The 17810-nt window shown below is 68.2% G+C and carries 13 protein-coding genes and 1 tRNA gene; 7 read left to right on the top strand and 7 right to left on the bottom strand.

The genetic code is table 11. The features are described from left to right. Together ACFOD4_RS01140 and ACFOD4_RS01135 are read left to right on the top strand one after the other, a co-directional pair. Window positions 1-1167, top strand: a complete 1167-nt coding sequence (locus ACFOD4_RS01140) for an acyl-CoA dehydrogenase family protein (RefSeq protein WP_379592735.1) — start codon at window positions 1-3, stop codon at window positions 1165-1167. Between the two features lie 35 nt (window positions 1168-1202). Further along, on the top strand, window positions 1203-1979 hold the full coding sequence (locus tag ACFOD4_RS01135) for an SDR family oxidoreductase (protein WP_379592733.1): 777 nt from the start codon (window positions 1203-1205) through the stop codon (window positions 1977-1979). A 1-nt stretch (window position 1980) separates the two neighbouring features. On the opposite strand, the gene ACFOD4_RS01130 is transcribed toward ACFOD4_RS01135, so the two are convergent. From ACFOD4_RS01130 to ACFOD4_RS01100, 7 genes are all read right to left on the bottom strand, one after another. Next, window positions 1981-3009, bottom strand: a complete 1029-nt coding sequence (locus tag ACFOD4_RS01130; RefSeq protein WP_379592731.1) for an ABC transporter permease — start codon at window positions 3007-3009, stop codon at window positions 1981-1983. Between the two features lie 10 nt (window positions 3010-3019). Further along, a complete protein-coding gene (locus ACFOD4_RS01125; protein ID WP_379592729.1) occupies window positions 3020-4522 on the bottom strand; it encodes a sugar ABC transporter ATP-binding protein in 1503 nt (500 codons plus the stop codon). A 12-nt stretch (window positions 4523-4534) separates the two neighbouring features. Continuing rightward, a complete protein-coding gene (locus ACFOD4_RS01120; RefSeq protein ID WP_379592727.1) occupies window positions 4535-5548 on the bottom strand; it encodes a sugar ABC transporter substrate-binding protein in 1014 nt (337 codons plus the stop codon). Between the two features lie 191 nt (window positions 5549-5739). Continuing rightward, window positions 5740-5814: transfer RNA gene (locus ACFOD4_RS01115), tRNA-Gln, on the bottom strand. Continuing rightward, complete coding sequence (locus tag ACFOD4_RS01110; RefSeq protein WP_379592725.1) at window positions 5805-6713, bottom strand: 4-(cytidine 5'-diphospho)-2-C-methyl-D-erythritol kinase; 909 nt, start codon at window positions 6711-6713, stop codon at window positions 5805-5807. Before ACFOD4_RS01110 ends, ACFOD4_RS01115 begins: the two co-directional genes overlap by 10 nt. A gap of 8 nt (window positions 6714-6721) precedes the next feature. After that, entirely contained in the window at window positions 6722-8425 is a 1704-nt protein-coding gene (locus ACFOD4_RS01105) for a tetratricopeptide repeat protein (RefSeq protein WP_379592723.1), read from the bottom strand. A gap of 69 nt (window positions 8426-8494) precedes the next feature. Further along, the gene (locus ACFOD4_RS01100) at window positions 8495-10102 is read right to left on the bottom strand and encodes an electron transfer flavoprotein-ubiquinone oxidoreductase (RefSeq protein ID WP_379592997.1); all 1608 of its coding nucleotides are present in this window, start codon (window positions 10100-10102) and stop codon (window positions 8495-8497) included. 137 nt (window positions 10103-10239) lie between these two features. Between ACFOD4_RS01100 and ACFOD4_RS01095 the strand changes: the two genes are divergently transcribed. From ACFOD4_RS01095 to ACFOD4_RS01075, 5 genes are all read left to right on the top strand, one after another. Next, window positions 10240-11118 (top strand): uracil-DNA glycosylase, encoded by an 879-nt coding sequence (locus tag ACFOD4_RS01095; protein ID WP_379592721.1) that lies wholly within the window; start codon window positions 10240-10242, stop codon window positions 11116-11118. A gap of 266 nt (window positions 11119-11384) precedes the next feature. After that, window positions 11385-13034: a lytic transglycosylase domain-containing protein gene (locus ACFOD4_RS01090; protein WP_379592719.1), complete on the top strand. Its 1650-nt coding sequence runs from the start codon at window positions 11385-11387 to the stop codon at window positions 13032-13034. 270 nt (window positions 13035-13304) lie between these two features. Then, on the top strand, window positions 13305-15791 hold the full coding sequence (locus ACFOD4_RS01085) for an ATP-binding response regulator (RefSeq protein WP_379592717.1): 2487 nt from the start codon (window positions 13305-13307) through the stop codon (window positions 15789-15791). Further along, the gene (locus ACFOD4_RS01080; RefSeq protein WP_379592715.1) at window positions 15788-16186 is read left to right on the top strand and encodes a response regulator; all 399 of its coding nucleotides are present in this window, start codon (window positions 15788-15790) and stop codon (window positions 16184-16186) included. Before ACFOD4_RS01085 ends, ACFOD4_RS01080 begins: the two co-directional genes overlap by 4 nt. Continuing rightward, complete coding sequence (locus tag ACFOD4_RS01075) at window positions 16183-17808, top strand: GGDEF domain-containing response regulator (RefSeq protein ID WP_379592713.1); 1626 nt, start codon at window positions 16183-16185, stop codon at window positions 17806-17808. Before ACFOD4_RS01080 ends, ACFOD4_RS01075 begins: the two co-directional genes overlap by 4 nt. The last annotated feature ends 2 nt before the right edge of the window (window positions 17809-17810 follow it).

The following is a 17810-nucleotide window of genomic DNA, read 5'->3' as shown; positions in this document are numbered from 1 at the left end:
GTGGACCTGAACGACGCGAACGACCCCCATGCCGAAATCCGCGCCGAGATCGCCAAGCTCTGCGCCCGCTTTCCCGGTGAATATTGGCGCAAACTGGACGAGACGCGCGCCTACCCCACCGAGTTTGTCCAGGCCCTGACTGAAGCGGGCTACCTGGCGGCACTGATCCCCGAGGAATATGGCGGCGCCGGCCTGCCACTTTCCGCCGCGGCCGCCATTCTGGAGGAAGTGCAGCGCCAGGGCTGCAACGGCGCTGCCTGCCACGCGCAGATGTACATCATGGGCACCATCCTGCGGCATGGCAGCGACAGGCAGAAGCAGGAATACCTGCCGAAGATCGCGTCGGGCGAGCTGCGCCTCCAGGCCTTCGGCGTCACCGAGCCCACCAGCGGCACCGACACCACCGCGCTACGCACCACAGCCCGGCGCGAGGGCGACAAGTACATCGTCAACGGCCAGAAGATCTGGACGAGCCGGGCGGAGCATTCCGACCTGATGCTGCTGCTGGCGCGCACTACGCCGCGCGATCAGGTGGCGAAGAAGACCGAGGGGCTTTCTACCTTCATTGTCGACATGCGCACGGTGCTGGACAAGGGCCTCTCGATCCGCCCCATCCGCACCATGATGAACCACAATTCCTGCGAGGTGTTCTTCGACAACATGGAGGTGCCGGCCGAAAACCTGGTCGGCGAGGAGGGCCGCGGCTTCCGCTATATCCTGGACGGCATGAACGCCGAGCGGCTGCTGATCGCCGCCGAATGCATCGGCGATGCCAAGTGGTTCATCGAGAAGGCGGTGAACTACGCCAAGGAGCGCGTGCTGTTCGGACGCCCCATCGGGCAGAACCAGGGCGTGCAGTTCCCGATCGCCCGTGCCTATGCGCAGATGCGGGCCGCCGAGGCCATCGTGCAGAAGGGTCTGGCGCGCTTCGATGCCGGCGAACGCCCGGGCGAGGAAGCGAATATGGGCAAGATGCTGGCGGCCGAGGCCAGCTGGGCAGCGGGCGAGGCCTGCATCCAGACCCATGGCGGTTTCGGCTTCGCCGAGGAATACGACATCGAGCGCAAGTTCCGCGAAACACGGCTGTATCAGGTGGCACCGATCAGCACCAACCTGATCCTGTCTTATCTGGGCGAGCATGTGCTCGGCATGCCAAGAAGCTACTGAAGCGGGCAGCGGTCCGCGTTGAGGGAAGAACGTCCATGGATTTGGAACTCGGCGGCAAGTGCGTGCTCGTCACGGGCGGATCGAAGGGCATCGGCCTGGCCTGTGCCGCCGCCTTTCTGCGGGAAGGCGCCAAGGTCGCCATCTGCGCGCGCGACGCGGCGGGGCTTTCTGAGGCCGCGGCCTCGCTGCCCGGCGTGGTTACGCTGGAGGCTGACCTCACCGACGCCCTGGCCGCCGAGGCAGCGTTGGATCAGGCGGAAGAGCAGGTCGGACCGCTCGACATCCTGGTGAACTCGGCCGGGGCGGCCAAGCGCACGCCGCCTGCCGAGCTGACCCCAGCGGCCTGGCGTGCCGCGATGGATGCCAAATACTTCACCACCATCAACATGCTGGACCCGGCCGTGAAGCGCATGGCGGAGCGCGGCCGGGGCGTGGTCGTCAACGTCATCGGTGCCGGCGGCCGAACCGCCTCGCCGATCCACATCCCCGGCGGTTCGGCCAACGCGGCGCTGATGCTGGCGACGGCCGGGCTGGCCAATGCCTATGCCGCGCGTGGCCTGCGCGTCCTCGGCGTCAGCCCCGGCCCCACCGAGACGGGCCGGCTGCTGGAAGGGTTGAAGGCGGAGGCGCGCATGACCAACCAGGACATCGAGGCGCTGCGGCAGCGGGCAGTGTCGCGCATCCCGATGGGCCGCATGGCACAGCCGGAGGAAATCGCCGAGGCCGTGCTGTTCCTCGCTTCGGCCCGCGCCAGCTACATCACCGGCGTGACGGTCACCATGGATGGCTCGCAGAACCCCATGATCCTGTAGGTCAGGAAACGGAACGGCTGCGTGCCTGCAGCCGCTGCGCATAAACGTTGATCACCAGTGCCAGCAGCAGCACCAGCCCACGGATCAGGATCTTCAGGAAGCTGTCCATGCGGATGTGGTCCAGCCCGTTGTTCAGCACGCCCAGCACCAGCAGGCCGATCATCGTCTTGCCGATGCCCCCCTGCCCGCCGAACAGGCTGGTGCCGCCCACCACAACGGCGGAGATGGCATCCAGCAGGTAGTTGTCGAACTGGTTTTGCTGGGCGCTGCCGAAATAGGCGACGCCCAGCATGCCACCGAGGCCGGAGCAGAAGGCGGCGATCATCATCACCGCCGCGATGATGGCCTTGACATTGACGCCGGCATTCTCGGCTGCCTCGCGGTTGCCGCCCACCATGTACACATACCGCCCAAACCGCGTGTAGGTCAGCACCAGATGGCCGACCAGCAGCACGATGCAGGCTACCACCACGATCCAGGGCACCCCGCCAACGGAGCCGCTGCCCAGCGTGACGACGATGTCCGGCACCGAATAGGCGATTTGCCCGCGCACCAGCATGGCACCGATGCCGTTGCCGATCTGCAGCATGGCCAGCGTCATGATAAAGGATGGAATGCCGATCCAGGTGACGCCGAAGGCCGTGACCGCTCCCAGCGCCAGGCAGCCCGCCAGAGCAAGCAATACGGCCAGCGGCCCGGGTAAGGGGAGGTTGGCGATGTTGACGCTCGCATCCTGCAGCGTGAGGAAGGCCAGGAGGATGCCCGTGGCATTCGCCACACTGGCGACGCTGAGATCGATCTCGGCGCAAAGGATGACAAAGGTGAGCCCCACTGCGATGATGGCCGTGATGGCCACCTGCTGCAGGATGTTGGTCAGGTTGCCCCAGGTGGCGAAAGAAGGGCTGAGGGCGCTGAACAACAGGATCAGCGAGATCAGCGTCACAAAGGGTGCCAGATTTCGGAGCTGCCCGCCCAGCCGCAGCCAGAGGGACGGGCGCAGCGGCGCGGGGTCTGTGACATGCGTCGACATCGCTGTTCCTTTATGCCGCCGCCAGAAGGCGGTCCTTGCTGACGGGCTCGCCGGCGAATTCGCGTGTCAGCACGCCACGGCGCATGACCAGGATGCGGTCGGCGAGCGACAGCACCGTCTCGGGCTCGGACGACACCACCACGATGCCGATCCCCTCCTCGCGCAGTGCGCGGACGATGCGCACCACATCATCCTTGGCGCCCACGTCCATGCCGCGTGTCGGCTCGCTCAGCAGCAGCACGCGCGGCAGGTGCGTCAACCACCGCGCCAGCGCCACCTTCTGCTGGTTGCCGCCGGAAAGCTGACCGACCGGAAGGTCCACATTGAAGGGCCGCACGCCGAGCTTGCGCTCATGCCCCTCGGCAATGCGGCGCTCCGCGCCGGGCGAAAGCAGCACGCGACCAATTCGCTCCAGGATGGAAATGCTGATGTTGCGGTAAACCGGCTCCTGCGCAAACAGCATGGCCCGCCGGCTTTCCGGCACATAGGCAATGCCTGCCTTCTTCGCCGCTGATGTGCCGCCGCGCAGCCGCGCCACGTTGCCATCCACCGCCACCTCACCCTGGTCCAGCGGCAGCCGGCCGGACAAGGCGCGCGCCAGCTCCAGCTGCCCCGATCCCATGAAGCCGTAGATGCCGAGCACCTCGCCGGCATGCAGTTGCAGCGAGACCTCCCCGAACAGTCCGGTAACCCCGAGCCCCCTCGCCCGCAGCACCACCGGTGCCCGGGGCTGCGGCGGCAGCATCATGTCGCGCGTGTAGCTTTCCTCCAGCTTCTCGTGCCCGCCGCCGATCATGCGCTCGATCAGCCAGGACTTACCGAGGCCCTGAACCGGCGCTGCGCCCACGCGCCGTCCATTGCGGAACACGGTCACTGCATCCGAAATCCGCAACACGTCGTCCAGGAAATGCGAAATGAAGACGATGCTGTGTCCTGCTTCCCGCAGCCGTTCCAGCAGTCCGAAGAGACGCTCCACCTCCGGCGGCGACAGCGCGGAGGTCGGCTCATCCAGGATGATGATGCGTGCGCCGGACAGCAGCGTGCGCGCCAGCTCCACCATCTGCTGCATGCCGATCGGCAGCCCGCCGGCCGGCATGTCCGGGTCGAGCGTCAGCCCAAGGGCCTGGAGTTGCGCCCGCGCCTGATCGCGCATGCGGCGCCAGGAAACGATGCCGGCCCGGTTCAGCGGCTGCATGCCGAGCGCGACGTTCTCCGCCACCGACAGGGCCGGCACGATGGACAGTTCCTGATGCACCATGCCAATGCCGGCATCGCGTGCATCGCGTGGCGAGCGGAACCGCACCGGCTTCCCGCCCAGCCGCATCTCCCCGTCATATTCTGAATGCACGCCGGCGATGATTTTCATCAGCGTGCTCTTGCCGGCGCCGTTCTCGCCCACCAGCCCATGGATCTCGCCCGCTTCCAGGGCGAAATCCACGCTATCCAGCGCCGTCACGCCGGCGAAGCGCTTGGAAACGGCGCGCAGTTCCAGAACCGGCCCGGAGGCAGCCATGCCAGGCCCCCGTCAGATCAGGAAGTGCCTCTGCATCCAGGCCATGCCGGCCGCGTTGGCCTTGGTCACCACCGGCCCATCGGTGATGACGTGCTTCGGGATGCCCTCGGCGCCGGTCTTCTCGCCCGTCATCGCCGCCGCAACCCCGGCCATGATGGCGCCACCATGGATGCGGCAGGAGGGATTGCGCACGGTCGCGTGCATGCGGCCATCCATCACCGCGGCCAGGGCCGGCGGCATGGCATCGCACCCGCCGATCTTGATGTCCGTGCGGCCCTTGGCGCGCATCACGTTGTAGGCAGCCAAAGCCATGTCGTCGTTGTGGAAGTAGGCGGCGCTGATCTTGGGGTATTTGGTGAGGTGGGTGTCCCAGATGCGCGCCACCTTGGTCACATCCCAATCGCCTGGGGTGGTGTCCAGCACCTCTACCTTGGGGTAGCGCTTGACCACGGAGTCGAAACCGCGCGCGCGGCCCTGCGCACCGGTGTGACCGAGCGCCCCCTGGGTCATGATGACCGTGCCCTCGCCACCGATGGCCTGCATCAACGCTTCCGTGACGGAAGCGCCCATGAACTCGTTGTCCGGCGCGAGAAAGCTGTGGATGTTGAGCTGGTCCAATGGCGCGATCAGCGTGTCCATGTCGATGACCGGGATCCCCGCATCGATCATGCGCCGCACGGGCGCCGTCAGCGTGCCGATGCCGAAGGCCTGAATGGCCACGAAATCCCAGCGCTGGGACGCCATGTTGTCGATGGCACCGCGCTGGCGCGTAGCGTTCAGCTCGCCATCAAACCAGGTAACGTCCACATTGAAGAGCTTTCCCCAGTACTCTGCGGCGGCCTTGCCCTGCGCGCACCAAGTGGCCTGCAGGCCAGCATTCGAGAAGGCCGCACGGAGCCGCCGCTCGGAGCGGCCCATCTCGGCCGCCATGGCCGGATCGAGGCCCATCCCAGCCAGAAGCGGCAACGAGGCCGCGGCACCCAGCACCGCGCGGCGGCCGCTGGCCGGTGCGTCTTGCTTGTCCATGACGTCCATCCCCAGCCCCCCGCGGTCCTTGGCGCCGTCAGATTGGGCCGGGAAACCTTGCATCATTGCGATGGCAAAATGCAATGCTGGCGATTTCCTCCGACCCGGCAGAGGCTTCGGCAGGCATGCCACCCTTCCTGGCGAACCGTCGGTCCTGCAATCGGTCGGGGTGCGCTGCACGGTGGGTGGGGTGGTTGGGGCGCCAGGATTCGAACCTGGGAATGGCGGTACCAAAAACCGCTGCCTTACCGCTTGGCTACGCCCCAGCGCGGCTTGCGAGGGGTGAATAGTGCGAGCCACCCCCCGCCGTAAAGCCCCCTCCCCATCTCCACCAGGCAGCAGGCAGTTGCAGCGCCGCCCGTGCCGCCTCTTGCCCATCGGCGAACAGGGCGAAGCAGGTGGCACCGGAGCCGCTCATTCGTGCCAGCAGGCAGCCCGGCAAGGCACGCAGCGCCACCAGAACATTCGCCACCGCCGGGCAGAGCGCAACTGCCGCTGGCTCCAGGTCATTGTGCAGGGTCGCCAGGGTTGCCGCCATGGAAGGCATGTCATGCCAGCCCGTCGGCAGTTCCGCCGGGGCCGAGAAGCCGGGCTCGCGGGCGCGAAACACGGCAGGGGTGGCCAAGGGCTGGCGGGGATTAGCTAGCACCATGCCGCCTGGGGGCAGGTCGGGCGCAGGGAGCAGGGTCTCGCCGATGCCTTGCATAAGCGCCGGCCGTCCGGCCAGACAAACCGGCACATCGGCGCCCAGCCGGGCCGCCAGCGCCATCATCCGGGCCCGGCCCTCCGCCGATGCCATCCAGCCTAACCCCCAGGCCCGGTCCAGCAGGCGCAGGGCGGCCGCGGCATCGGCCGAGCCGCCGCCAATCCCCGAGGCCACCGGCAAGGCTTTCTTCAGCACCAGCGCGCCACGCCCGGGCACTCCGGCCGCGTCGGCCAACAGTCGACCGGCGCGCAGCACCAGATTGTCGCGTTCCGTGAACAGCGCCGCGGCTTCGGGACCTTGGATCTCCAGGATCAGCTCTGCCGCCGGACGATAAAGCAGTTGGTCCGAGGCGCCGGCGAACACCGCAAGACTATCCAGCTCGTGATAGCCATCGCTCCGGCGACCGGTGACATGGAGGTGCAAATTCACCTTGGCCGGCGCGGGCTCCATCATGTCCATGGCAGGCGCTACGGCGTTGCGGAGGGGTTGGCCTGCCGCTCTCGCAGCTTGGCCGAGATGCGGGGCGCTTCCTCCGGCTCCGGATCGAGGGCCAGGGCGCGGCGCCATTGGAACTCGGCCTCACGCCGGCGCCCTGCGGCCCAGTAGGCATCGCCGAGATGATCATTGATGACGCTGTTCCGCGACTCCAGTTCCACCGCGCGCTCCAGCCAGCGGATCGCATCCGGCAGGTCGTTCATCTTGAACAGCGCCCAACCCAGACTGTCGGCGATGTTGCCGTCCTGTGGCCGAAGCTCCATGGCACGCTCCAGCATGCGCCGTGCCTCGGGCAGGTTCAGGCCCTTCTCCACCCAGCTGTAACCCAGGTAGTTCAGCACATAGGGCTGCTCGGGCGAGAGCTGCAGGGCGCGGTGGAAATCCGCCTCCGCTTCCGGCCAACGGCCGCTGCGTTCGAGGGAGATCCCGCGCGCATAGAAGAGCGGCCAGTATTGCGGCAAGGGCTCGCCGATGCGCGACAATGCTTCGGTGTAGGCTTGCGCCGCCTCGGGGAAGCGTTGCCGGCCGCGCAGCAGATCGCCCAGCCGGGCAGGCGGCTGCAACGCCTCAGGCCGTTCGCGCGAGAGGGTGCGCAACAGCGCGATGGCCTCGTCCGGCCGGTCCATGCGGTCCAGCAGAGTGGCACGGCGCAACGCCACCACGGGGGCGAAGGGATCGTCATCCGGCACCCGCCGCAGCATGGCGAGGGCGCTTTCCGGATGCCGCTCATCGTTCAGCGAATCGGCGGCGATCATCAGCGCGGGGGTGAAGTCGGGCCGCAGCCGCAGCGAGAGTCGCGCCAGCACCAGCGTCAGCTCCGGCGCCCCTTGCCCGCGCAAGGCGCCCGCCAAGGCGAGCTCGGCCTCGGCCATGCCCTCCACCGCCGACGCCACGGCGCGACCGCGCAGCAGGGCATCCCGGGTGCGAGGAGTGTTCAGCAACGCCATATCATCGCCGCTGAGCGCGATGGCGTCGATCAGCTTGGCAGCTTCCTCCGGCTTGCCCGCGCGGTTCAGGATGCCGGCCAGCACCTGCAGCATGCGCAGATTGGCCTCGGGCGTTTCCGCCAGCGCCAGCCGTGCCAGACGCTCGGCCTCCTGCGGACGGCTACCCAGATCGGCGATCATCGCCGAATGCAGCGCCGCCAGGCCGCGCAGCCGGCTTCCCTCCACCTGTGGCCGCAGCGTGGCCAGCGCCGCATCGGTCTGGCCGCGGCCAGCCTGCGCCCAGGCCAGCAGCAGCGGCTGCAGCACCTGCGCCGCACCGGTGCGCGGCATGTTGCGCAGACGCCCCTCAGCCCGCTCCCACCGACCCGCCATGCCATCAGCCCCGGCCAGCAGGATGTTGGCCAGTTCGCTCTGCGGCAGGCGACGGGCCAGCTGCACCGCCTCCGCCCGTCCGTCCATCACGGCAGCCAGAAAGGCGCGGGTCAGGATCTCGGGCTCGTTGGGGGCGAGGCGCAGCGCTTCCAGCATCTGGTCCGCGGCACCCTTGGTATCGGTTTCAGCGGAAGCGAAGCGACCAGCCAGATACGCGCCGGACGCCGTGGCACGGGGGGCCGGGCCGGCGGTGACGCCGTTCCCGGCCACGCCGCCAGGATTGCCGCCGGCGGCACATCCGGCGAGCAGGGCGGCGGCAAGCAGGGCGGAGCGGCAGGGGTGGACGAGCATGGCCATGGCGACGAGCCTAGAGCCTTTTCGCGCTTGCGGGAAACGCTTCGGTGCCGCGGCCACCCACCGCCCGTCTCACATCCCGCCGATGTAGTTCGGGCCGCCCGCGCCTTCGGGCGTGCGCCAGTCGATGTTCTGTTCCGGGTCCTTGATGTCGCAGCTCTTGCAGTGGACGCAGTTCTGCGCGTTGATCACCAGGCGGGGTTCGCCTTCCTCGACCCCCACCGCCTCATACACTCCGGCCGGGCAGTACCGGCTCTCTGGCGAGCGGTAGACATCCCAGTTGACGCCCTTCCAGCGCGAAGGGTCCTTCAGCACCAGATGCGCCGGCTGGTCCTCCTCATGGTTGGTATTCGACAGGAACACCGAGGACAGCCGGTCAAAGGTCAGCTTCCCGTCCGGCTTGGGGTAGGGGATGCGCCGGCTGTTGGCGGCGGATTTCGTCGCCTTGTGGTCGGCGTGGTGTGACATCGTCCAGGGTGCCTTGCCGCGGAAGATGTAGGTGTCGATCGCGCCGTTCAGCATGCCGCCCCACAGTCCCCACTTGGCGAAGCCGGGGCGGATGTTGCGGCAGTTCTGCAGCTCCTCCCACACCCAGCTCGCCCGCAGCGCCTCCGGGTAGGCGGTCAGTACCGGCGGCGGCGCGTCCTGCGCCAGCGCGGCGGCGGCGGCTTCGGCCGCCAGCATGCCCGATTTCATGGAGGTGTGAGTGCCCTTGATCTTGGGCACATTCAGGAAGCCCGCCGTGTCGCCGATCAGGGCGCCGCCCGGGAAAGCCAGTCGCGGCACCGATTGCAGCCCGCCCTCGTTCAGCGCCCGGGCGCCGTAGGCGATGCGCTTGCCGCCCTCCAGGATCTTGCGGATCTCTGGATGGGTCTTGAAGCGCTGCATCTCCTCGAACGGGGAAAGCCAGGTGTTAGGGTAGTCCAGCCCGACCACGAAGCCGATCGACACCAGGTTCTCGCCCAGCATGTAGATCCAGGCACCACCATAGGTGTCGGTGGGCAGTGGCCAGCCAACGCTGTGCACCACACGACCAGGCGTGTGCCGTTCCTTCGGGATCTCCCACAGCTCCTTGATGCCGAGTGCATAGGTCTGTGGCTGCACCCCCTCCCGCAGGCCGTACAGCGCTTCCAGCTTCTTGGTCAGCGAGCCGCGGCAACCCTCGCCGAACAGGGTGTAGCGGGCGCGCAGCTCCATGCCAGCCTGGTAGTTCGCGCCCTGCTCACCTTCGCGGTTGATGCCCATCACGCCGGCCACAACGCCCTTGACCACGCCGCCCTCGACCAAGGTCTCAGAAGCGGCAAAGCCGGGATAGATCTCCACCCCCAGCGCCTCTGCCTTGGCACCGAGCCAGCGGCAAACATTGCCGAGTGACACCACGTAATTGCCGTGATTGTGCATCTGCGGCGGGGTGGGCAGCTTGAAGGCCCTGGTCTCCGTCAGGAACAGGAAGCTGTCATCGCCCGCTGGCGTGGCCAGCTCCGGCGGGTCCTCGCGCCAATCGGGCAGCAACTCGTCCAGCGCCCGGGGCTCGATCACCGCGCCGGACAGGATGTGCGCGCCAACTTCCGACCCCTTCTCCACCACGCAGACCGAAGCCTCCGGCGAGAGCTGCTTCAGCCGGATCGCCGCCGCCAGCCCCGAAGGACCCGCGCCGACGATCAGCACATCGAATTCCATGCTCTCGCGTTCGGTCACGCCGTGTTTCTCCCTGTCTCCTGCCGCCACGCCATTCGGCGACGTCATTCCCGCCCTTCGGCCTTACCCGGATCGGCGCTTGCACGGAACCCTCCCGGGCGCCGATACCTTGGGCTGCCATGAGCCTTCCGCACGCCGATCCCAATCCTGCCCAAACGCTGCTCGCCGCGCTCCGGCTGCAGCTCGAATGGGGCGCTGACGAGGCCCTGGCGGAGCTGCCCCTGGACCGCCTCGCCACCGTGTCGCGGCCCGTGGCCGAGCCGGGCGGTGAGGCATCGGCTTCACCTCGGCAGGAACCATCCAGCCGCCGCCCGGCGCCGCGCCGCGCCGCGCCGGCCCTGCCGCTGCCGCCTGCGGCACGCGACGCGGCGACCCTGGCCGCCGGCGCGGCCTCGCTCGACGAGCTGCGTGAGGCAATCCGGCAGGTGGACACGCCGTTGCGGGACACCGCCACCAACCTGGTCTTTGCCGACGGCAACCCGGCGGCGCCGCTGATGCTGGTGGGCGAAGCCCCCGGAGCGGAGGAGGACAGACTCGGCCGTCCCTTTGTCGGGCCGTCGGGACAGCTGTTGGACCGCATGCTCGCCAGCATCGGGCTGGAGCGGGGGCAGGATGATCCCTCGCGCGCCTTCTACATCACCAACATCCTGCCCTGGCGCCCGCCTGGCAACCGCAACCCGACCGATGCGGAGGTGAACCTGTTCCTGCCTCTGGTGCTTCGCCACATCGCAATCGTCCGGCCACGCCACGTGGTGCTGCTGGGCGGCGTTTCGGCCAAGGCGCTGCTGGGACGCAAGGAAGGCATCACACGGTTGCGGGGCCGCTGGCACAGCGTGGCAGGGCTGGAGCTGGGTGGGCTTGAACCGCCGCCGGCCCTGCCGAGCTGGCATCCGGCCTATCTGCTGCGCAATCCTGCAGCCAAGCGCGACTCCTGGGCCGATCTGCTTCTGCTGCGGCGCACCCTAGACGGCGAAGCGATCTCAACCATTGCGGAATAACGAACTCGTGATGCAACCTGAGGCGCCAAGAAGCTGAAATGCTGCTCAGCTGTCCTGAATTTTGAGATTCGTCTCACTCATCGACATTGCCCTGCTTCGGCTGTGCCGGTAACGCCATCACTGCCATGAGAGCGATCTGCACCGTGGCCCTTCGTCCACCCGCCCTTGCCTTGTGCCTGGGATGGGCGGCGTCGCTGTGCCTCGGGGTTCAGGTCCCGGCCATGGCGCAACGGGCTGGAGAGACCGTCCCCCTTGAGCGGGCCGCCATGCGACCGGTCACGGCGCAATCTGGCGCCTTGATCGAGGAAGCCATGAGCGTGCCCCGGCCGTCACGGCATGGCATCGCGGGCTTGCCGCAGCCCCTCGCGGCTTCGGACGCCGCACGCCTTTCCCGCATCTTCGCATTGCAACGGCAAGGGGACTTCGACGCAGCCGAGGTCGAAGCGAGGCGCCTGGACGATCGTCGCTTGATCGGACATGTGCAGGCGGATCGTTGGCGCCGGGCGCCGACACCGCCTTCCACGCCGGAACTGCATGACTGGCTGACCCGCCACTCGGACCTCCCGGATGCGGGGGCCATTCACGCCATGCTGAGCCAGCGCTTGCCGCGCAACGTTCCGCAGCCGCCCGTGCCAACCGACGATTCGCTGCCGGCGGATATTGATATGGCCCCGGAAGACCGGGCCCCGGCCTCCGCGAGCCGCGATGCCGTTTCGCGGACCGAGGTGGCGCAGACCGCGTTCCATCAGGGCCGTGACGAGGAGGCCTATCGCATCGCTGCCGATGTGGCGAAGCGCAATCCTACCCTGGCGCACCCCGCCTATGTGGCCGGACTCGCGGCCTGGGGCATGGGTTGGCAGGACCGGGCCCTGACGCAGTTCGAAGCCGCAGCCCGCGCCGAGAATGCTGCTCCAGCCCTGCGCGCAGCCGCGGCCTTCTGGACGGCCCGCGCCGCGATCCGTACCCGTCGGCCGCAGCTTTATGTTCCGTGGATGCTGCAGGCGGCGCAGGAGCCGCGCTCCTTCTACGGGATGATCGCCCGTCGGGTGCTCGGCCTCAGTCCGGGCTTCGCGTGGGAACGCGACGTGGCCGGTGCTGCGGAAAGTGCCGCCCTGGCGGAAACCGCCGCCGGTTGGCGTGCCCTGGCCCTGCTCCAGATCGGCGAGCGAGAGCGCGCAGAGCAGGAACTTCGCCGGCTGTGGCCGATTGCCAAGGGAAACCCTGCGCTGCTCCGCGCGGTGCTGGCCGTGGCCAGCCAGGCCGGGCTGACCGACCTCGCCTCGCAGGTGGCAGGACTGGTGCAGAGCGCCGATGGCCGCCCGCGTGACTTCGACCGTTATCCCCTGCCCCATCTGGAGCCCATGAGCGGCTTCCGCGTCGATCCTGCCTTGCTCTATGGGCTGGCACTGCAGGAGTCGCGCTTCGATCCCAAGGCGGTTTCTCCTGCCGGGGCACGCGGCCTGATGCAGATCATGCCTGCCACCGCAGCCTACATCGTCGGCGATCCCAGCCTGAACGGTGCGGGTATCCGGCGCCTGCACGACCCGGGCTTCTCCCTGGAACTGGCACAGCGTTATCTGCACCACCTGACGGCGCGGGAGGTTGTCGATGGCGATCTGATCCGCCTGCTCGCCGCATACAACAACGGACCAGGCAACGTCGGTCGGTGGGCCCCCAATGTCCGCCACCAGGACGACCCCTTCCTGTTCATCGAATCGATCCCGGTGGGTGAGACCCGGGGCTTCGTGCAGCGTGTGCTGACCTATTCATGGATCTACGCAAGCCGCCTGGGCCTCCCGTCGCCTAGCCTCGACGCGCTGGCGCAAGGCGAATTCCCACGCTTCGGCAGCGCTCCACTGGAATTGGCCGAGCAGCCGCCCCTGCGCGGCCGCCCAACCCGTGCGGCGGCGCGCTAAAGATAGCGAGCCGGCATCCGCTTCCTGCGTGCACAGGTTACCGCCGCGTTTCACGAAACGACCCTGGGTTAATCATCGTGGTTGCAATGCAACTCGCGACAGTGTGAATTGCCTTTGGTCGCTTCCGCGTCCAGGGCGTATTGCCCTCTTCGGATTCAACCGCCGCAAGGGGCCTTCAGAACGATGGTCAGATCGCCGGGCGTTGTTCCCGCCCGCTGGTGGCCGCGTGCTGCCGGCGAAACAACCGATCGCCCTTTCCGATCAGCTTTTGTGACGCTGGGTGCGGCCGGGCTCGTGCTTGGCCTCTACCTCGGCGGCGGTGCCCTGGCGCTGCGCGTGCTCGACGACGCGCAGACACAGCGGGAGCGTGTTTCCGCCAGCCAGGAAATGGTGGAGATGCTGCTCGACCTTCGTGGCACGCTGTACGAGGCGGTGGCGGCGCGCAACCAGGTGCTGTTCGGCGATCCCGGCCCCTTCCGGCGGTCCTTCTTCGATTCGCGTCGCCGCATCACTGATCGGGTGGCAGTGTTGCATGGGCGTGTGCAGGATCGGCCCGACCAGTCGGCGCTGGTCGCGAGGCTCGATGCGCGCACCTCGGCCATGCTGAACCGGCTCGACGCCACGATGCGCTTCGCCTCGCGTGGGGAGGATGGTCCCGACATCACCATGATGATCCGCGAGGCGGGGGCGGAGCGTCAGGCCGTGCTGGCGGTCGCCGATCGCCTGGTGGAAAGCGAGCGTTCACGGCTTGCCGCTGGCAACCGAGCCTATTCCGCACGGGCCAACCAGGCCCGCGGCATCATGGCCGTGCTCTTCGGCGTGGCGCTGGTTTCCACCGCCGCAGCCCTCTGGGCCCTGCACCGGCAGCGGCGCAGCACACTGGCCCGCTACGCCTCGCTGGAAGCCTCGCGCCGGGCGGCCGAGGCGGACAAGCTGACGCTCAGCGAAAGCCGCACCCGACTGCAGTCCATTCTCGACCATGCGAGCGATACCATTCTGCTGGTGGACCGGGCCGAACGCATCCAGATCGCGAACGAGGCCGCCGCCCAGCAATTCCGCCAACCCCTTCATGCCCTGCTCGGCCAGCCCGTGCAGGCGTTGATTCCCGCCTTTGGCCGCCGGCAGGGCGAGGTCGAGGCCCGCCGCGCGGATGGCTCCAGCTTTCCGGCCGAGCTGTCCATGGGCCGCTACGACCAGGATGGCGAGCAGGGCTGCGTCTGCGTGCTGCGCGACATCACGGAGCGCCGCCGGCTGGACGAGATGAAGAACGAGTTTGTTTCCACCGTGAGCCACGAGCTGCGCACGCCGCTCACCTCCATCCGCGCCTCCCTCGGCCTTGTTGCCGGCGGCGTGGCCGGCACCCTGCCCGAGCAGGCGCGTGAACTCCTCGACATCGCGCACAAGAATTCCGAGCGGCTGGTGCTGCTGGTCAACGACATCCTCGACATCGAGAAGATCGAGAGCGGGCGGCTTGAGTTTCATCGTGAGCGCGTCTCGGCGCGGCAGATGCTGGAGCAGGCCGTGGCGGCCAACCGGGCCTATGGCAGCCAGTTCGAGGTCCGCTTCGCCATTGAGCCGGGGCGTGACGCCGCGGTCTATGCCGATGTGCAGCGCATCCAGCAGGTGCTGGCCAACCTGCTGTCCAACGCGGCGAAGTTCTCGCCGCATGGCGGCACGGTGGAGGTTGGCCTCTCGGTCGATGCAGGCAACGCCACCTTCCACGTTCGCGACCATGGCAACGGTATCCCCGAGGTCTTCCGGTCCCGCATCTTCCAGCGTTTCGCCCAGGCGGATTCATCCGATGTGCGGCAGAAGGGCGGTACCGGCCTTGGCCTCTCCATCAGCCGCGCCATTGTGGAGCACCATGCCGGCCAGATCGGCTTCGAGGACGCGCCGGGCGGCGGCACGCGCTTCTGGTTCGCCCTGCCGCGCCTGGTGGAGCGTCCGGTGCTGCGCGCCACCGAGCCGGGCCGACGCCGTCGCGTGCTGATCATCGAGGACGATGCCGACGTGGCCCGGCTGCTGCAGATGATGCTGGACCAGCATGGCTGGGACGGACACATCGCCGCCACAGCGGAGGCCGCCTTCGCTGCCCTTGACCATGGCAGCTTCGACGCCCTGACCCTCGATCTGATGCTGCCGGATGAGGACGGGATCTCGCTGTTCCGTCGCCTGCGCCTGCGGCCGGACGGCCATGCCCTGCCCGTGGTGGTGGTTTCCGCCGTCGCCGATGAAGGGCGCCTGAGCCTGAACGGAGACGCGGTGGGGGTGGTGGATTGGCTGGAAAAGCCAATTGACCAGGCCCGGTTGCGCGCGGCGCTGACCCAGGCGCTGCACCGCGCCGAAGGCCCCTCCCGCATCCTGCATGTCGAGGATGACGACGACATCCGCCGCGTCGTTTCAGCCGTCATGGGCGACGCGGCCGAGATGCTGCCGGCGCGCAGCCTGGCCGAGGCACGCATGGCTCTGGCTGAACCGGGAACGCTGCGCCTCGTTATCATCGATGTGGGCCTGCCGGATGGCAGCGGACTTGATCTGCTGCCGGACATTCAGGGCCTTTCGCCTCAGCCACCCGTGCTCATCTTCTCAGCCACCGACACGGGCGCCCACACCGCCGGCAGCGTTGCCGCCGCCCTGGTCAAGAGCCGCACGGAGAACAACACCCTGCACGACACGATCCGACAATTGATCGAGGCAGGGCCGCTGGCTGGCACCAGCCCCGAGAACACCCCGCGCCGCACGGAGCCTGCCGCATGAGCGAGACGCTCAGCCGCATCCTTTATGTCGAGGATGACCACGACATCCGTACCCTGGCGGGCTTCGCGCTGAAGGCTGTGGGCGGCTTCGCCGTGGAGGCCTGCGCCTCGGGCGAGGAGGCGCTGGGCAAGGCCATGGGATTTGCGCCGCAGCTGCTTTTGCTGGACGTGATGATGCCAGGGATGGACGGACCCACGACTTTCGGCCGTCTCCGCGCCCTGCCGGGGATGGAGGCTGTGCCGGCGATCTTCATGACCGCCAAGGTGCAGCCGCAGGAGGTTCAGCGGTACCGGGACCTGGGCAGCCTGGACGTGATCTCCAAACCGTTCGACCCCATGACCCTTTCCACCAGGGTCCGGGAGATCTGGGCCGGCCGACAGGAGGCCGCGGAATGATGGATTCGGTTGCTTTGGAGGCGGAGGCCCGCGACGCCCTGGCCCGGATGCGTGCCGACGCCGTGCGCCGGATGGGCGAGCGGGTGAACGACCTCTCGACCGCATGGAAGACCCTGACACTGCGACCCTGGGACGAAGGCACGCGCGCGGCCGTCGGCGAGCTGGCCGGGGTGGCGCATCGGCTGGCCGGGGCCGGCGGGACTTTCGGCTTTGCGGCCCTGTCCGACGCCGCAGCCCCTTTGGAGCTGGTTCTGGCGGGGCTCGCCAGCAGCGAGATGCCGGATGCCGAGCGGGTCAACCAAGCGCACAAGCTGGTCACCGCGGTAATCAATGCCTGGGAAGCCGGCGCCGATCCCCTGCCGAAAGCCGAGCCCCAGTCGGTCGGCGTTGGCGAGCCCGCGGAGCCGGTTCTGGTTTGCGCGGAAGCTGACGCACAGCCCGCCCTGGCCTCGCTGGTTGCCAATCTTGGCTATCCCGTGCTGCGGGCTGACAAGCCACCTCCACCCGGGCAACGCCTCGCCGCCGCGGTGGTGGATGGCGCCCTGCCCGGCGCGCTGGAAGCCTGCCGCCTGCTGGCCGGACGGTGCCCGATGATTCTTCTGGCCGAGGCGAATGGCTTTGAGGCTAGGCTGGCCGCTGCCCGCGCCGGGGTGGAGGCCGTGGTGCCGAAGCCGCTGGAAACCAACGAGTTGGCCGACTGGCTGGACCAGTTCGCCAATCACCGGCGCGATGCCCTGCTCTCGATCCTGGTGGTCGACGACGACACGGTGCTGGCCGAGGCTTACGCCATGGCACTGCGCCAGGCCGGGATGGAGGTGACCGTTGTTACCGAACCGTCCCGCACCCTGGAGGCGATCGCCTCGGCTGCGCCCGACCTCGTGCTGATGGATCTGCAGATGCCCGGGATCGACGGGATCGAACTGGCGCAGATCATCCGCCAGGCCCGTCGCCATCTTTCCCTGCCGCTGCTGTTTCTCTCGGCGGAGCAGGATGCGGCCCGTCAAATCCAGGCAAGGCGGCTCGGTGGCGACGACTTCATCGCCAAGCCGGTGGATCTCAGCCGTCTGGCAACAGTGGTGCGGCTGCGAGCCGAGCGTGCACGGGCGCTGCGGGCCATCATGGAAAGCGATAGCCTGACCGGCCTGCTCAACCACGGCCGGTTCAAGGAGCGGCTGGCCCTGGAGCTGGAGCGTTGCCGCCGCGATGGCGGCACGATGAGCCTCGCCCTGCTCGACATCGACCATTTCAAGCAGGTCAATGACCGCTACGGGCACCTCATGGGCGATCGGGTGATCCGCTCGCTGGCACGTGCCCTGCAGAAGCGGCTGCGTCGTACCGACGTGATCGGCCGCTACGGCGGCGAGGAATTCGCCGTGCTGCTGCTCGGCACCCAGGCCGAGGCGGCGCGTGCCGCCATCGACCAGGTGCGTGACCGCTTCACGGCGCTGCCTTTCGAAGCGGAGCATGCCAGCTTCACCGTGAGCTTCAGCGCCGGCATCGCCGGGGTCACGGGCGGCCAGTCCGAGATCGAGGCGGAAACCCTGATCCAGGCCGCCGATGCTGCACTCTACGCGGCCAAGCACGCGGGCCGTGGCCGGACCTTCCTGCCCGGCCGGCTTTGAGT

Origin of the sequence: Teichococcus globiformis (assembly GCF_042646265.1) — a bacterium.
GTDB lineage: Bacteria > Pseudomonadota > Alphaproteobacteria > Acetobacterales > Acetobacteraceae > Pseudoroseomonas > Pseudoroseomonas globiformis.
This window is presented reverse-complemented; position numbering and strand designations above follow the sequence as displayed.

Coding starts and splice junctions, on each gene's coding strand:
- ACFOD4_RS01125 (WP_379592729.1), bottom strand. CDS start 4,522: ATGGCTGCCTCCGGGCCGGTTCTGGAACTGCGCGCCGTTTCCAAGCGC.
- ACFOD4_RS01105 (WP_379592723.1), bottom strand. CDS start 8,425: ATGGCCATGCTCGTCCACCCCTGCCGCTCCGCCCTGCTTGCCGCCGCC.
- ACFOD4_RS01080 (WP_379592715.1), top strand. CDS start 15,788: ATGAGCGAGACGCTCAGCCGCATCCTTTATGTCGAGGATGACCACGAC.
- ACFOD4_RS01075 (WP_379592713.1), top strand. CDS start 16,183: ATGATGGATTCGGTTGCTTTGGAGGCGGAGGCCCGCGACGCCCTGGCC.
- ACFOD4_RS01120 (WP_379592727.1), bottom strand. CDS start 5,548: ATGGACAAGCAAGACGCACCGGCCAGCGGCCGCCGCGCGGTGCTGGGT.
- ACFOD4_RS01095 (WP_379592721.1), top strand. CDS start 10,240: ATGAGCCTTCCGCACGCCGATCCCAATCCTGCCCAAACGCTGCTCGCC.
- ACFOD4_RS01090 (WP_379592719.1), top strand. CDS start 11,385: ATGCGACCGGTCACGGCGCAATCTGGCGCCTTGATCGAGGAAGCCATG.
- ACFOD4_RS01130 (WP_379592731.1), bottom strand. CDS start 3,009: ATGTCGACGCATGTCACAGACCCCGCGCCGCTGCGCCCGTCCCTCTGG.
- ACFOD4_RS01110 (WP_379592725.1), bottom strand. CDS start 6,713: ATGGACATGATGGAGCCCGCGCCGGCCAAGGTGAATTTGCACCTCCAT.
- ACFOD4_RS01100 (WP_379592997.1), bottom strand. CDS start 10,102: ATGGAATTCGATGTGCTGATCGTCGGCGCGGGTCCTTCGGGGCTGGCG.
- ACFOD4_RS01135 (WP_379592733.1), top strand. CDS start 1,203: ATGGATTTGGAACTCGGCGGCAAGTGCGTGCTCGTCACGGGCGGATCG.